Source organism: Amycolatopsis sp. NPDC051106 (assembly GCF_040682775.1).
Classification (GTDB): domain Bacteria; phylum Actinomycetota; class Actinomycetes; order Mycobacteriales; family Pseudonocardiaceae; genus Amycolatopsis.
The window spans coordinates 1-14,292 of record NZ_JBFBBQ010000145.1 but is presented as its reverse complement, the minus strand read 5'-3'; the positions used below and the strand labels follow the sequence as shown (position 1 = coordinate 14,292).

The following is a 14,292-nucleotide window of genomic DNA, read 5'->3' as shown; positions in this document are numbered from 1 at the left end:
TCGTGCGGGCTCCGTGCCACCCCCCCCCCCCACGCCACATTGGGTGCGTCTCACGCAACCAACGCCACATTGGGGCGCTTCAGGCCGGGCGCACCGCGAACTTGAGGTGGAAGTTGTCCAAGGTGGCCGGGAGGGGACGGTCCGGGGACAGCACCGGGCCCGTCTTCTGCTCGAAGTCGTGTTCGCGCAGCAGGTTCGCCAGCAGCGTGCTCGTGCAGAACTGGACGAGGTCACGGCCCGGGCAGATCGCCGGGCCGGCGCTGAACGGCACCAGTGCGGGGTTCTCCGCCGCGCGGCCATCGAGCCAGATGTCCGGCTCGAAGCGGTCGGCGTACGGCAGCTCCGCGTCCCGGTGGAAGAACGGTGTGAAGATCAGCACCGTCGTGCCCGCCGGCCCCCACGAGGTCTCTTCCGTCGTCTCACGCAGGATCATCGGCGTGGTCGGCCACAAGCGGACCGCGTCCAGGACGCACGCGCGCAGGTAGCCCAGCTGCTGCGGCTCGGCCGGCTCGGCGTCCGGCAGCTCCGACCGGGCTCGCTCCAGCGCCGCCGGGTGGGTCGCCAGCAGGGCCAGCGTCCGGAACGTCACCATGCCCGCCGCGTCGAACGCGAACAGCCAGTGCGCCACCTGGTCGGCCGCGGTGCCGTCGTCGCCGGCTTCGGCGATCGCCGCCGCCAGGCTGCCCGGCTCGGCCCGGCCGAGGTGCTCGGCCAAGCGGGCGTGGAAACGCTCGCGCAGTTGCTTGCGCCGCGGGTGCACGTACGCCCAGTTCGCGTCGAGCCGCAGCCGTTCCAGCAGGTCGGTGAGCGTTTCGTCGTCACGAGCGCCCGGCCCGAGCACGATCGTGCGCACCAGCCGCCACCACGCGACGTTGAAGGTGTCCCAGGTCAGCTCTTGGCCGGCTTCGGCGAGCAAGACGGCAGCTTCGTCCGCGATCGCGCGGGCGAACGGCGCCGCGAGCTCGTGCAGCGGACGGCCGGGCTCGAGCACGGCTTCGGTGAAGCGGCGTCGCGGACGGCGGTCATGCGCGTCCGAAATCAGCACACCGTGCGGCTGGAAGTGCCCCAGTGCCGCCCGCTTCTCCACTGTGGACGGACTGAACGGCGTCGGCGCGCCGGCCAGCAGCGTGCCGACGTCTTCGCCGGAGAGGGCCAGCTCCACGGACCGGCCGGGTACGCGCAGCTTCAGCGGGCGTCCGTCGTAGCGGTCCCGCAGCCGGGTGAGCAGCTTGACGGCGGGCCGGTCGACCTGCAGCTTGCCGGCCAGCCCCATCGCGGCGGGACGGCGTTTGATCACCCCGCCCGCGAGCATGGGCAGCGCCACTTCGGCCGCGACGCGCAGGGTCTCGGTGACCGAGGCGGTCACCGGCCGGGTCAAGTGGGTGGAGGTCATGACGCCCGGTTACCCGAGCCCGCCTTCGGAAAACGCGCTCAGTGGCGCAGTGCGAGGTTCAGCACGTCACCGGCGTGGTCCAGGCAGTCGACGCAGATCACCGCATCCCGCTGGGCGCACGTGACGCGCAGCAGCGGGCGCCGCAGGCCGAGGAACGTCCGGCGTTCGCGGCGGCCACAGAACTCGCAGACCGCGGCCAAGGGCGAGGTCACCGCCGCCAGCACGTCCCCGCCCGGGGTCTCGCGGTCGGCGCCGTCGCGCACCACCCGGAGCCCGGCCCGCACGCAGTCCACGCAGATCGGCCCGGCCTTGCCCGGGACCCGCGGGCCGCGCACGCTGCCGCAGAACCGGCAGGGCCGCCCGGCCCCGTTCGCCGCCGTCACGCCGCCTCCTCACCGGTTTCGCCGCGCGTACCAGGGGAACCCCGGGCACGACGCCACCTCCCGGTCACGCTACCCGCATCCGGCCGGGCGGGGGCGTCGGCGGAACCGGCTCACGCTCGGCCGGGACCCGCGCACGGACCTCCCGCCCGGGTGGCACACGGCATGAGCGGGCAGGAGGAACGTTGTCGTCGTTGACCGTGCTGTTCGGGGTGGCCGGCCTGCTCGCCCTGGCCGCGGCGATCGTGCCGAAGCTCGTGGCCGACCGGCCGTTTTCGGTGCCGCTGGTGATGCTGATCGCCGGGATCGTCCTGGGCGTGCTGCCCCTGCCCGCGCCCTACGGCAACGGCTGGAGCGACCCCGCCGCCCACCTGGAGGGCGTCGAGTCCTTCACCCAGGTGGGGATCCTCGTCGCGCTGGCCGGGGCCGGCCTGTCCGTCGACCGCCCGTTCGGCCTGAAACGCTGGGGCTCGACCTGGCGGCTGCTCGCGCTGACCATGCCGCTGTCGATCCTCGCGATCGCCGCGCTGGGGTACTGGTGGCTTGCCTTGGCGCCGGGCGTGGCACTGCTGCTGGCCGCGGCGCTGGCGCCGACCGACCCGGTGCTGGCGGGCGACATCGGCGTGCCGCACCCCGACGTCGAGCCGGACCTGGCCCGGAACAACGAAATCCGCTTCACGCTGACCACCGAGGCGGGCCTCAACGACGGGCTGGCCATGCCGTTCGTCCTGCTCGGCCTGGCGATGGCGGGCAGCAGGCCGAACCTCGACCTCTCCTGGGTGCTCGTGGACCTGCTGCTGCCCGTCGCGACCGGCGCGGTGCTCGGCCTGGTCGCCGGGCGCGGGCTCGGCTGGGCGATCTTCCGGACGTCGTCGGATCGCCTGCGGCTCGCCGAGTACGGCGACGGCCTGGTCCTGCTCGCCCTGGCCTTCCTGCCGTACGCGCTGGCGGAGCTGGCCCACGGCAACGGCTTCGTCGCCGTGTTCACCGCCGCGGTCTGCGTCCGCAAGCTGGAGCGCGAGCACGACTACCACGGCGTCCTGCACGCCTTCGGCCACCAGCTCGAACGGCTCTTCGTGCCGCTCGCCCTGCTCGGACTGGGGCTGGCCATCGGCGACGGGCTGCTGCTCGGCCTCCGGCCCCTCGAAGTGGTGATCGCCGTGGTCGCGGTCCTGGTGGTGCGGCCCGTGGTCGGCTGGGTGTCGCTGCTCGGGTCCTCGGCCGGGCGGCCCGCGACGCTGGCCATCGCGTTCTTCGGCGTCCGCGGCATCGGCACGCTCTACTACCTCGCCTACGCGATCAACCGGCTGCCGGTGGAGCACCAGGACGTGCTCTGGCGGGTCGGCGCGCTCGCCGTCGCCGTGTCGGTGCTGGTCCACGGCATCCTCGCGGAGCCGGCCATCAAGCGGATCGAGCGGATGGGCGGCCACCTGCCGGCCCGCTGAGCCGGATGCGCTGGTCCGCTGGCTGCTCGCCGTCCCCGGAGTGCCTCCTCGTGGGCGTGACCGCGTTCACGGCTCTCGTTCGGCTGTGATGTGTATGCGGCGGACGAGTGGGTACTTCTGAGTCAAGGCCCTTTTGGCGACTGGCCGATCCGGAAATGTCGCCGCAACGAAAGGTGCACGCCGTGAACGACAAGATCGAGAACAAGGGTGAAGAGCTCAAGGGCCGCGCGAAGGAAGCTGTCGGCGACGCCACGGGCAACGAGCAGTGGCAGGCCGAAGGCAAGTCCGACCAGGCCAAGGGCTCGCTGAAGCAGGCGGGCGAGAAGGTCAAGGACGCCATCAAGGGCGTCACGAACAAGGACTGACCACGTCCTTCGCCGCCGCACTCCGGGTTTCCGGGGTGCGGCGGCTTCGTGTCTTCAGCGTCCCTCGCGCTCGATCCGTTCCCGCTGCGGAACCACCACGTACTTCGGGTCCTTTGTGGATTCCACGCCTGCGGCGTAGACGCCGAAGCGCGTGCACAGGCCCGACGTCAGGTAAGCCGCTCCGGCCAGCACCCCCGCCGCCCGGTTCCGCCGCGCCAGCAGGGAAAGCCCCGCCCCGGCCGCCGTCAGCGCCTTCGCCGCCTTCAGCAGCTTGCCCGCGCGGCCCGTCCGGTACGGCTCCGACACCAGGCCCAGCCCGGTCTCCAGGTGGTGCTCGGCCAGCAGTTCCGCGACCGCCCCGGCCAGCCCCGCCCGGACCGCCGGGCCGGCCTCGCTCACGGGCACCGCCAGCAGGGCCGCACCCGCACCGCTCGTCAGCGCGCTGCCCGCGAACAGCACCGGGAGCGTTCCGTGGGCCTCGTGCCACGACGGTGTCGCCGTGTCCGCCAGCAGCACCGCCGTGTACGTGCACATCGCCGGGCCGAGCACCCCCGCGCCCACGCCCGCCAGCCGCCCGATGCCCGGCAGCAGACCGGTCAGCTCGGCCGCGGCGGACACCGCGGCCAACCCCGAGAACGGCGACAGGATCCACGATCCCACCGACAGCGGGGACGTCGGCTTCAGCACCCGCAGCATGTGCAGGAACCGCGTCGGCTTCCCGAGGTCGTGGATCAGCGCCACGACGCTCGCGAGCGACCCGCCGGAGGCGACGAGCCGGCCCACGCGGGCCAGGGCCGGCCGCCCGGTGACGTCGGCGAGCGCCGCCAGCGTCGCCGACGCGCCCGCCGCGCCGCCGAGGAACAGGTACAGCGGCACGTCCGGCTGCTTCCAGGCCGGCTCCTTGAGGATCGGCCGGCCGTAGTAGGACTTGAACTCGGCGGGCTCGACCATCGCCCGCTCGCGGCGCGGGCTCACCGGCGCCGTCCCAGGAACGACGCCGCGACCGCCACGGCCACGCCGGCCGCCGTCACCGCCGCCCGCTTCCACATCGCGGGCAGGTCCCGCGTGGTGACGACCGGGTCCGGCGGCAGGCCGTAGACCTCGGGTTCGTCCAGCAGCAGGAAGAACGCGCCGTCCCCGCCGACGCCGTCGTCCGGGTCGCGGCCGTAGAGCCGGGCCTCGGGCACGCCGGAGTCGTGCAGCGTCCGCACCCGCTCGTCGGCGCGTTCCCGCAGCTCGTCCAGCTCGCCGAACTGGATGGAGTCGGTCGGGCACGCCTTGGCGCAGGCGGGTTCCAGGCCCGCGCCGAGCCGGTCGTAGCAGAGGGTGCACTTGAACGCGCGGCCGTCCGACTCGCGCTTTTCGATGACGCCGTAGGGGCAGGCCGGGACGCAGTAGCCGCAGCCGTTGCAGATGTCCTGCTGCACGACGACGGTGCCGAACTCGGTGCGGAACAGCGAGCCGGTCGGGCAGACGTCGAGGCACGCGGCGTGCGTGCAGTGCTTGCAGACGTCGCTCGACATCAGCCAGCGCACGCCCGGGTCGTCCTGCCCCGGCGCGCCGACGTCCGGCATCCCGAGATCCACTGTGGATGCCTTGGGTTGTTCGACGAAGGCGACATGCCGCCAGGTGTTCGAGCCCAGCGCGCCGGTGTTGTCGTAGGACATGCCGAGCAGGTCCAGCCCGCCCGATTCGGGCACGCCGTTCCACTCCTTGCAGGCCACTTCGCAGGCCTTGCAGCCGATGCACACGGACGTGTCGGTGAAGAACCCCATCCGGGGCTGGGTGCCGTACTCAGCCATCGGCTCGCCTCCGGTACTCGGCCACGAACTCCGGCAGCGCGGCGCCGCGCGGGCGCCGTCCCGGCCGGATGTCACAGGTGGCCGCCTTGGACTCCTGGATGTGCACGTTCGGGTCCATCACGATCGACAGCAGGTCGTTGGCGGCGTCGCCGCGGGACAGGCCGTTCGGGCCCCAGTGGTAGGGCAGGCCGACCTGGTGGATCGTCCGGCCGCGGACCTTCAGCGGCTTCACGCGGTCGGTGACGAGGACGCGGGCCTCGATCGCCGTCCGCGCGGAGATGATCGTCGCCCAGCCGCCGTTCTCGAGGCCGCGCTCGGCCGCCAGCGCCGGCGAGACCTCGCAGAAGAACTCCGGCTGCAGCTCCGACAGGTACGGCAGCGTCCGGCTCATGCCGCCCGCGGTGTGGTGCTCGGTGAGCCGGTAGGTCGTGAAGACGTAGGGGTAGACCGCGCTCCGCGACGGGTTGTACGGGTTCGACGGGCTTTCCAGCGTCTGGCGCGTCGGCGATTCCTGCTGGCTGTAGAGCGCGTTGTCCACCGGGCTTTCGAACGGCTCGTAGTGCGTGGGCAGCGGGCCGTCGGCCAGGCCGGCCGGGACGTAGAGCCACGCCTTGCCGTCGGTCTGCATGATGAACGGGTCCCGTCCGCCGAGCGCCTCCTGTGCCTTGGCGCCTTCGGGCGGCTCGTAGTCGGGCGCCTTGGTCGGCTCGAAGTCGGGAACGTCCGGGCCGACCCACTTGCCCTCTTCGGCGTCCCAGCTGAGCAGCTTCTTCCGCTCGCTCCACGGCTTCCCGTCCGGGTCCGCCGACGCGCGGTTGTAGAGGATCCGCCGGTTCGCCGGCCACGCCCAGGCCCAGCCCTGGGCGACCCAGTCCTGTTCGCTGCCCGGCTGCCGGTTCGCGGCCTGGTTCTTCCCGTCCGCGCGCACGCCGCAGTAGATCCAGCAGCCGCACGCGGTCGAGCCGTCGTCCTTCAGCTGCGTGTAGGCCGAGAGCGGCCCGTCCGGGCCGTGGCCGTTGATCTCGGTGAGCACGGACTCGGCGCTCGGGTCGTCGGTCGAACCTTCGACCGGGTAGCTCCAGGTGAGGTCGCGGATCGGCGCGTCGCGCGGGTCGTCACCGATCCGCTCCCGGATGATCCGGCCCAGGTGGTAGTAGAACCACAGGTCGCTGCGGGCGTCACCGGGTGGTTCGACGGCTTTGTGGTGCCACTGCAGCAGGCGCTGGGTGTTGGTGAAGCTGCCGTCCTTCTCGGTGTGCGCGGCGGCGGGCAGGAAGAAGACCTCGGTCCCGATCTCGTCGGACTTGAGCTCGCCGGTCTCGATCTCCGGGCCGTCCTTCCAGAAGGTCGCGCTCTCGATCATTTGCAGGTCCCGGACGACGAGCCAGTCGAGGTTGGCCAGGCCGAGGCGCTGGAACTTGCCGTTGGCCGAGCCGACCGCCGGGTTCTCCCCCACCAGGAAGTAGCCCTTGCACTCCCCCTCGATCTGCTTCTGCACGGTCGCGTACGTGCCGTGGTCGCCGGTCAGCCGCGGCAGGTAGTCGAACCGGAAGTCGTTGTGCGGCTGGGCCGACTCGCCCCAGTACGACTTGAGCAGGCTCACGGTGTAGGAGCGCATGTTGCCCCAGAAGCCGGTCTTGCCCGCGTCCGCTTCGACGAACTCGTCGAGGCTCTGGTGCTGGTGCGCGTGCGGCATCGGGATGTAGCCGGGCAGCAGGTTGAACAACGTCGGGATGTCGGTGGACCCCTGGATGCTGGCGTGGCCGCGCAGCGCGAGGATGCCGCCGCCGGGCCGGCCGATGTTGCCCAGCAGGGTCTGCAGGATCGACGCCGTGCGGATGTACTGCGCGCCGACCGTGTGGTGCGTCCAGCCGACGGAGTACACCCACGCCGTCGTGCGGTCACGGCCGGAGTTCGCGGTGATCGCCTCGGCGATCTCCCGGAACTGCTCCACGGGCAGGCCGCAGACGTCGGCGACCAGTTCGGGCGTGTAGCGCGCGAAGTGCCGCTTGAGCACCTGGTAGACGCAGCGCGGGTGCTGCAGCGTCTCGTCGGTCTTGGGCTTGGCGCCGACCGCCGCGCCGCCACTGCCGTAGGTGTCCGCCCGGGCCGTGCTCTGGTGACCCTCGCCGCCGTGCTGGCTCTCCGAACCCGGCTCGCCCGGCTGCTCCGGGTCGGTGGACCCGGACGCGGGCACCGTCGGCGCGCCTTCGTACTCCCACGTCGTCATGTCGTACTGGCGCCGCTCGGGGTCGTAGCCCGAGAAGACGCCGTCGAGGTCTTCGGTGTCTTCGAAGTCCTCACGCAGGATCGCGGCCGCGTTCGTGTAGGCCAGCACGTACTCCCGGAAGTCCTTCCCCTCCGACAGGACGTGGTTGATCAGGCCGCCGAGGAACGCGATGTCCGTGCCGGCGCGCAATGCCGCGTGGACGTGCGAGACCGCGCTGGTGCGGGTGAACCGCGGGTCGACGTGGATGATCTTGGCGCCACGGGCCTTCGCCTCCATCACCCACTGGAACCCGACCGGGTGACACTCGGCCATGTTCGAGCCCTGGATGACGATGCAGTCGGCGTTGGCGAGGTCTTGCTGGAACGTCGTGGCGCCTCCACGACCGAAGGAGGTCCCCAGACCGGGAACCGTGGCGGAGTGTCAAATACGGGCCTGGTTTTCGATCTGGATCGCGCCGAGCGCGGTGTACAGCTTCTTCATCAGGTAGTTCTCTTCGTTGTCCAGCGTCGCGCCGCCCAGGCTGGCGAAGCCGAGCGTGCGGTTGAGCTTGCGACCCTGGTCGTCGACGTCCTGCCACGTCTCGTCACGGGTCTTGAGGACCCGGTCGGCGATCATGTCCATCGCCTGGTCGAGGGACAGGGGTTCCCACTCGGTGCCGTACGGGCGGCGGTAGAGGACTTCGGTGACGCGGCTCGGGCTGGTCACGAGCTGCTTGCTGGCCGAGCCCTTCGGGCAGAGCCGGCCGCGGGAGATGGGCGAGTCCGGGTCACCCTCGATCTGCGTGACGCGGCCGTCCTTGACGTAGACCTTCTGGCCACAGCCGACGGCGCAGTACGGGCAGATGGAGCGGACGACCTTGTCGGCGTCTTCGGTGCGGGCGTGCCATTTTTCCGAACCATCCGATTTGGCCGCCGCGGCGCGCGCTGTCCGGTCCGGACCGGTCAGCTGCCGGTACACCGGCCAGCCGCCGAGCCAGCCTTCGATCCGCTGCCGCGCGCTCATGCTGGGCACGGTAGTAGCGATACCCGGGGTTCGCAGGTCTAACCACTCGTCCGGCGGCTCCTATCCGCAGCCGCCCCGGCCAAATGTCTTGAATGAGTCATTCAGGTCTTCGGAGGTCTTGAATGACTCATTCAAGACGTTTCAGCCCACCGTGCGGCGGGTCCCGTCGCCCAAGGGTTCGGTCAGGCCCGCCGCGTCGAGGCGTTCCAGCAGCGGGATCATCACCCGGCGGGTGCTGTCCAGGGCCCGCCGGGCCTCCGAAACCGTGAACGGCTGGGGAAGCGAGCGAAGCTCCGTGATCGCACGCTCTTCGACGTCGGGCCCGAGCACCACTCCCTCCGCCACCGCCGTCAGCCGGCCGAGGCGGACGGCCGCCGCCAGCTCGCGGCGGCCGAGGCCGAGCGCCCGCAGCTCGTCCGCCTCCGGGGCGCGGAACGGGTGCTCGGCGAGCCGCTTCGCCACCGTTTCCAGGGCCTTCTCGACGGCCGGGGCGAGCCCCGCGCCGGGCCGCCGGACGAGCCCGCCCGCCACCTCGAAGCCGGTGCCCGCCAGCAGCGGGCCGACCAGTTCCGGTGCGGGCAGGCCGAGCCGCTGCCGCAGTGCCTCCACCGGCACTCCCGCCGCCACCGCGTCCCAGCCGCGCACGATCGCCGCGGCCTCCGCACGCAGCGCGGCGAACCGGGCCGGGTCCACACGCCAGTCGCCGACCGGGTCGCCCGTCTGGGGCAGGCCCATCGCCGCGAAGTCCGCGGCCCGGACGAAACCGACGCGGCGCAGGTAGGCCGCGGCGAGGTCGGGGGAAGCCAGTTCGTCGCCCCGGGCCCGCGCCGCACCCCGACGAGCCAACGACGGCGGCCGGACGTCGAGCACGTCGAACCCGGCGGCGATCCGGTGCTCGCCCGGGTCGCGCAGTAGCCCGCGATCGCCCACGCGCAGCGGCAAGGCGGACGCCGTCGTGAGCCGCGCGGTGTCCGTCCCCAGTGGACGGACGCGCACCGGCACCGCCGCCGTGCCGAAGTGCAGCACCAGGTTCCGGTGGACGTCCGCGGCGTCCACGCCACGCAGCCGGACGTCGAACTCGGCCGTCGCGTGCCACCGGCCCGGCGTGAGCAGGACGTCGCCGCGTCCGACGCCGGCGCGCGCGGTGCCGCGCAGGTTCACCGCCACCCGGGCCACGGCCGTCACCCGGTCGTGCGGTTCGCCGAGGGCCTGCAGGCCGCGGACCTTCACCCGCGCGTCGCCGAGCAGCAGCTCGTCGCCGACGGCGATCGTCCCCGCGGCGAGGGTGCCGGTGACGACCGTGCCGGCGCCCGAAACGGTGAACGCCCGGTCGATCCACAACCGGACGTCGGCGCTCGGATCAGGCGTCGGCAGCGTTCCGGCCAGGGTGGCGATCGCCGCGCGCAGTGCGTCGAAGCCCGCGCCGGTGGTCCCGCTGACGGCGACGTTCGGCACCGCGCCCAGCGACGTCCGGCCGATCTCGGCCAGTGCGGCCTCGGTCGCGGACGCTGGGTCGGCCCGGTCTGCTTTGGTGACGACCAGCAGCCCGCGGTCGACGCCGAACGCGTCGAGCGCGGCGAGGTGCTCGGCCGACTGCGGCATCCAGCCCTCGTCGGCCGCGACCACGAACAGCACCGCCGGCGCGGGCCCGGCGCCCGCCAGCATGTTCGGCACGAACCGTTCGTGGCCCGGCACGTCCACGAACGCGACGTCCTCGGCGCCGATCCGCGTCCAGGCGAAGCCGAGGTCGATGGTGAGCCCGCGACGGCGTTCCTCGGCCCACCGGTCCGGTTCCATCCCGGTCAGCCGGCGCACGAGGGTCGACTTCCCGTGGTCGACGTGCCCGGCGGTGACGATCACCCGCATCGGCGCACGGCCTCCCGGAGCTTCGCGTCCTCTTCCGGGCGCACGGTCCGCAGGTCGAGCAGGCACCGGTCCCGCTCGACCCGGCCGACGACCGCGGGCTCGCCCGTCCGCAGCGCGGCGGCGTACCGGGCGGGCAGGCTCACCGCGACGCTGGGCAGCTCGACGCCCGGCGCTCCCCCACCGCCGACGGCGGCGACACACGAAACCACCCGGGCGTCCACGCCTTCCAGCGCTCGGACCAGGTTCTCCGCTCGCTCTCGGAGGCTCGCGACGGACGCGTCGAGGGCCGCTCGCACCGGCGGCCGAGGTCCGCGGAGCGTCGCTTCTAGCGCGGCGAGCGTGAGCTTGTCGACGCGCAGCGCCCGCGCGGCCGGGTGCCGCCGAAGCCGTTCGACGACGTCGGCGTCACCCAGGAGGAGGCCGGCCTGCGGGCCGCCGAGCAGCTTGTCGCCGCTGGCCGTGACGACCGTGGCGCCCGCCCGCAGCGCGCTCGTGGCGTCCGGTTCGTCCGGCAGGAGCGGGTGCGGGGCCAGCAGGCCGGAGCCGATGTCGGCGACCACGGGCATGCCGAGGCCGGCCAGCTCGCTGAGCGCCGCCTCCGAGGTGAAGCCGGCGACGCGGTAGTTCGACGGGTGCACCTTGAGCACGAACCCGGTGTCCGGGCCGACGGCGTCGGCGTAGTCGCGGACCGAAGTCCGGTTCGTGGTGCCGACCTCGCGCAGCCGGGCGCCGGTCGACGCCAGGAGGTCGGGGATGCGGAAGCCGTCCCCGATCTCGACCAGCTCGCCCCGGCTGACGACGATCTCCCGTCCCGGGGCCAGCGCGAGCGCGCAGAGCAGCAGGGCGGCCGCGTTGTTGTTGACGACGTGCACGGCGCCGGCGGCCGGGACGGCGGCGGCCAGCGCCGCCAGCGCTCCCCGCCCGCGCCGGGCCCGCTCTCCGGTCGCGAGGTCGAACTCGACGTCGGTGGCGCCGCCGGCTGCTACCAGGGCGTCCAGGGCGGCCGCGGACAGCGGCGCCCGGCCGAGGTTGGTGTGCACGACGACGCCGGTCGCGTTGATGACCGGCCGCAGCGACGCCGCGCTCGCCGGGAGCCGCGCGAGCACGCCGTCGACGACGTCGCCCGGGGCGATCTCGCCGGCCCGCGCGGCTTGCTGGGCGGCCTGGATCGCCGCCTTCACCAGGTCCCGGCCGAGCGTCTCGGCGAACTTGGCGATCCGGGGCTCGGCCAGCAGCGCGTCGGTCCGCGGGATCGCGCGGCGGGGGTCAGGCATGGCGGAGGCGGACGGGAATCGAACCCGCCAGCGGCAGGACCTGCCGCTCAACGGTTTTGAAGACCGTGCCGGTCACCAGGCCGGATACGCCTCCCTGCACCATGCCCGCCATCCTGCCAAGTTCCCGGCCGGCGGGCACGATGAACCGGTGGCGCTTCGACTGACGCAGTACGCGCACGGTGGCGGCTGTGCGTGCAAGATCCCGCCCGGCGAGCTGGAAGAGGCCGTCCGCGGCCTCACCGGCAGCTCCCCCACCAATCCGGCCGGCGAGCTCCTCGTCGGCCTCGACACCGGGGACGACGCGGCCGCCGTCCGGATCTCCGGGTCCATCGCGCTGATCGCGACCACCGACTTCTTCACCCCGGTCGTCGACGACGCCTACGACTGGGGGCGGATCGCCGCGGCCAACGCGCTGTCCGACGTCTACGCCATGGGCGGCACGCCGGTGGTGGCGGTCAACCTGCTCGGCTGGCCGCGGGAGACGCTGCCCTTCGAGCTGGCGGGCGAGGTGCTGCGCGGCGGCCTCGACGTCTGCGGGAAGGCTGGCTGCCACCTGGCCGGCGGGCACAGCATCGACGACCCGGAGCCGAAGTACGGGCTGGCCGTCACCGGCGTCGCGGATCCTTCGCGGCTGCTGCGCAACGACGCCGGGCGCGCGGGCGTGCCGCTGACGCTGACCAAGCCGCTCGGCATCGGCGTGCTGAACTCGCGGCACAAGGCCACCGGCGAACGGTTCGAGCAGGCGATCGACATCATGACGACGCTGAACGACGCGGCCGCGCGCGCCGCGCTCGAAGCGGGGGCCGTCTGCGCCACCGACGTCACCGGCTTCGGGCTGCTGGGCCACCTGCACAAGCTGGCCAGGGCGAGCGGGGTCACCGCGCGGCTCGACCCGGCGGCCGTGCCCTACGTCGAAGGCGCGCGTGAGGCGTTGCGTGACGGGTACGTCAGCGGCGGCACCCGCCGCAACCTCGACTGGGTGCGCCCGCACGTCGACCTGTCCCGGATCCCGGAGGACGAGGCGCTGCTGCTGGCCGACGCGCAGACGTCCGGCGGGCTGCTGGTCGCCGGGGAACTGCCGGGTCACCCGGTGATCGGGGAGCTCGTGCCCCGCGGGGACCACACGATCGTCGTGGGCTGAGTTTTCGGGCCGTCCGCGGCGGGTACGCGGGGATCATGCCTGCACCGGACCGTTCCAGCCTCGAACAGCACCTGGCCGAGACCGACTACCCGTGCGGCCGCGAGGAGCTCCTGCGGCGCGCCGCCGCGGCCGGCGGCGGCGACTCCGTGCTGGGGTCGCTCGGCGGCCTGCCCGCCGGCGACCGCTACGAGAACTTCGACTCCGTCTGGGAAGCGGTGTCGGCGAAGCACGTCGGCGGGGCGCCCTAAGCGAGCCGCTCCACGGCGTCGCGCGCTTCCTTGAGATCCGCACCCGTGTTCTCGCGGTAGGCCTTGATCGCCTGGATCTTCTTGCCCTCGCGCAGCAGCGCGGTCACCTCGGCGAGCCCCGGTTCCTCGACGGTGACGCCGAGCTGCGCGACGATGGCGTCCAGCTTCCGTTCCATCCGCTCGAGCCGGCGGGTGAGCCTGCGTTCGGTGGCCGACGAGCCCAGGCCGACGACCACCACGAGCAGGACGACCCCGAGCAGCAGCATCCCGTAGTCCATGGCGGATCATGCTACGTCGCGGAAACTGTCGGTGCCCGCGTTTAAGGTGTGCGGCATGACGACTTTGCCCGATCGCCCGAACACCGCCCTGTTGATCGTCGACGTGCAGAACGGCGTGATGAACGGGGCCCACGACCGCGCGGCCGTCCTCGCGAACATCGTCGCCTTGGTGGAGAAGGCGCGGTCGAACGGGGTCGACGTGGTGTGGGTCCAGCACACGAGTGAGGAGTTCCCTCGCGGGAGCGAGGTGTGGGAGTACGTCCCGGAGCTGGTGCGGCGGGAGACGGAACCGTTGGTGCACAAGATTTACGGCGATTCGTTCGAGGACACCGACCTGGAGGCGGTGCTGTCGGCGCGTGGCATCGGCAGGCTGGTGGTGGCGGGAGCCCAGACGGACGCGTGCATCCGCGCCACCCTCCACGGCGCGATCACCCGCGGCTACGACGCGACACTGGTGTCCGACGCGCACACGACGGAGGACTTGTCGGCGTACGGGGCGCCGGAGCCGGGAGCGGTCATCGCGCACACGAACCTGTACTGGCAGTTCCACACGGCGCCGGGCCGGACGGCAGGGACGGTGCGGACCGCGGAGGTGGAGTTCGGGGTGGCGGCACCGGCCTGAGCCGCGGCGGAGGGTTTCGGTCGGGTCGCTCGCCGGCGGCTCGCCGGGTACTCGTGGGGTCGCTCGAGGGTGCTCGGCGGCGACTCGCGGGGTCGCTCGCGGGTCGCGGGTCGGCCGCCAGCGGCTCGGCCGGTGCTCGCCGACGGCTCGGCGGCGGCTCGACGGGTGCTCGGGCCCGTGCTCGGCGGCGGCTCGTGGGAACGCAGTGAATGACTCATTCCTGGCGTCCGGCGCCAGGAATGAGTC

13 protein-coding genes and 1 tRNA gene are annotated in these 14,292 nt (G+C 72.9%); 5 read left to right on the top strand and 9 right to left on the bottom strand.

The annotated features are described in order from the left end of the window. Nucleotides 1-79 precede the first annotated feature (79 nt). The gene (locus AB0M83_RS46380) at nucleotides 80-1,393 is read right to left on the bottom strand and encodes a cytochrome P450 (protein ID WP_364528464.1); all 1,314 of its coding nucleotides are present in this window, start codon (nucleotides 1,391-1,393) and stop codon (nucleotides 80-82) included. A gap of 38 nt (nucleotides 1,394-1,431) precedes the next feature. Next, entirely contained in the window at nucleotides 1,432-1,776 is a 345-nt protein-coding gene (locus AB0M83_RS46375) for a hypothetical protein (protein WP_364528461.1), read from the bottom strand. Between the two features lie 182 nt (nucleotides 1,777-1,958). Between AB0M83_RS46375 and AB0M83_RS46370 the strand changes: the two genes are divergently transcribed. Together AB0M83_RS46370 and AB0M83_RS46365 are read left to right on the top strand one after the other, a co-directional pair. Then, nucleotides 1,959-3,218 (top strand): cation:proton antiporter, encoded by a 1,260-nt coding sequence (locus tag AB0M83_RS46370; protein WP_364528458.1) that lies wholly within the window; start codon nucleotides 1,959-1,961, stop codon nucleotides 3,216-3,218. 182 nt (nucleotides 3,219-3,400) lie between these two features. Continuing rightward, nucleotides 3,401-3,583, top strand: a complete 183-nt coding sequence (locus AB0M83_RS46365) for a CsbD family protein (protein ID WP_364528455.1) — start codon at nucleotides 3,401-3,403, stop codon at nucleotides 3,581-3,583. A 54-nt stretch (nucleotides 3,584-3,637) separates the two neighbouring features. Here AB0M83_RS46365 and nrfD read toward each other — a convergent pair whose 3' ends face one another. The 6 genes from nrfD to AB0M83_RS46335 all read right to left on the bottom strand — a co-directional run bounded on the left by nrfD (nucleotide 3,638) and on the right by AB0M83_RS46335 (nucleotide 11,851). Then, nucleotides 3,638-4,558, bottom strand: coding sequence for an NrfD/PsrC family molybdoenzyme membrane anchor subunit (gene nrfD / locus AB0M83_RS46360; RefSeq protein ID WP_364528452.1), 921 nt, complete (start codon nucleotides 4,556-4,558; stop codon nucleotides 3,638-3,640). Next, nucleotides 4,555-5,385 carry a 4Fe-4S dicluster domain-containing protein gene (locus tag AB0M83_RS46355; RefSeq protein WP_364528449.1) on the bottom strand — a complete coding sequence of 277 codons (831 nt, stop codon included), beginning with the start codon at nucleotides 5,383-5,385 and terminating at the stop codon, nucleotides 4,555-4,557. Before AB0M83_RS46355 ends, nrfD begins: the two co-directional genes overlap by 4 nt. Further along, nucleotides 5,378-8,617 (bottom strand): formate dehydrogenase, encoded by a 3,240-nt coding sequence (gene fdh / locus AB0M83_RS46350; RefSeq protein ID WP_364528446.1) that lies wholly within the window; start codon nucleotides 8,615-8,617, stop codon nucleotides 5,378-5,380. The genes AB0M83_RS46355 and fdh overlap by 8 nt, the downstream gene beginning before the upstream one ends. A gap of 141 nt (nucleotides 8,618-8,758) precedes the next feature. Next, entirely contained in the window at nucleotides 8,759-10,483 is a 1,725-nt protein-coding gene (gene selB / locus AB0M83_RS46345; protein WP_364528443.1) for a selenocysteine-specific translation elongation factor, read from the bottom strand. After that, complete coding sequence (gene selA, locus AB0M83_RS46340) at nucleotides 10,474-11,757, bottom strand: L-seryl-tRNA(Sec) selenium transferase (RefSeq protein ID WP_364528440.1); 1,284 nt, start codon at nucleotides 11,755-11,757, stop codon at nucleotides 10,474-10,476. The genes selB and selA overlap by 10 nt, the downstream gene beginning before the upstream one ends. Next, nucleotides 11,757-11,851, bottom strand: a tRNA-Sec gene (locus AB0M83_RS46335). Before AB0M83_RS46335 ends, selA begins: the two co-directional genes overlap by 1 nt. Nucleotides 11,852-11,905: 54 nt before the next feature. Here AB0M83_RS46335 and selD point away from each other — a divergent pair. Beyond that, nucleotides 11,906-12,898: a selenide, water dikinase SelD gene (gene selD, locus AB0M83_RS46330; RefSeq protein ID WP_364528437.1), complete on the top strand. Its 993-nt coding sequence runs from the start codon at nucleotides 11,906-11,908 to the stop codon at nucleotides 12,896-12,898. 35 nt (nucleotides 12,899-12,933) lie between these two features. Continuing rightward, entirely contained in the window at nucleotides 12,934-13,146 is a 213-nt protein-coding gene (locus AB0M83_RS46325; RefSeq protein ID WP_364528434.1) for a DUF2795 domain-containing protein, read from the top strand. Here the strand turns inward: AB0M83_RS46325 and AB0M83_RS46320 are convergent. Then, nucleotides 13,143-13,424 carry a hypothetical protein gene (locus AB0M83_RS46320; RefSeq protein WP_364528431.1) on the bottom strand — a complete coding sequence of 94 codons (282 nt, stop codon included), beginning with the start codon at nucleotides 13,422-13,424 and terminating at the stop codon, nucleotides 13,143-13,145. The two genes, AB0M83_RS46325 and AB0M83_RS46320, sit on opposite strands and share 4 nt — an antisense overlap. Before the next feature lie 55 nt (nucleotides 13,425-13,479). Between AB0M83_RS46320 and AB0M83_RS46315 the strand changes: the two genes are divergently transcribed. Next, entirely contained in the window at nucleotides 13,480-14,046 is a 567-nt protein-coding gene (locus tag AB0M83_RS46315; protein WP_364528428.1) for an isochorismatase family protein, read from the top strand. The last annotated feature ends 246 nt before the right edge of the window (nucleotides 14,047-14,292 follow it).

Bases quoted from the DNA above. Each gene is read 5' to 3' on its own strand.
- selB (WP_364528443.1), bottom strand. From the start codon at position 10,483: ATGCGGGTGATCGTCACCGCCGGGCACGTCGACCACGGGAAGTCGACC.
- selA (WP_364528440.1), bottom strand. From the start codon at position 11,757: ATGCCTGACCCCCGCCGCGCGATCCCGCGGACCGACGCGCTGCTGGCC.
- AB0M83_RS46380 (WP_364528464.1), bottom strand. From the start codon at position 1,393: ATGACCTCCACCCACTTGACCCGGCCGGTGACCGCCTCGGTCACCGAG.
- AB0M83_RS46355 (WP_364528449.1), bottom strand. From the start codon at position 5,385: ATGGCTGAGTACGGCACCCAGCCCCGGATGGGGTTCTTCACCGACACG.
- AB0M83_RS46325 (WP_364528434.1), top strand. From the start codon at position 12,934: ATGCCTGCACCGGACCGTTCCAGCCTCGAACAGCACCTGGCCGAGACC.
- AB0M83_RS46320 (WP_364528431.1), bottom strand. From the start codon at position 13,424: ATGGACTACGGGATGCTGCTGCTCGGGGTCGTCCTGCTCGTGGTGGTC.
- AB0M83_RS46315 (WP_364528428.1), top strand. From the start codon at position 13,480: ATGACGACTTTGCCCGATCGCCCGAACACCGCCCTGTTGATCGTCGAC.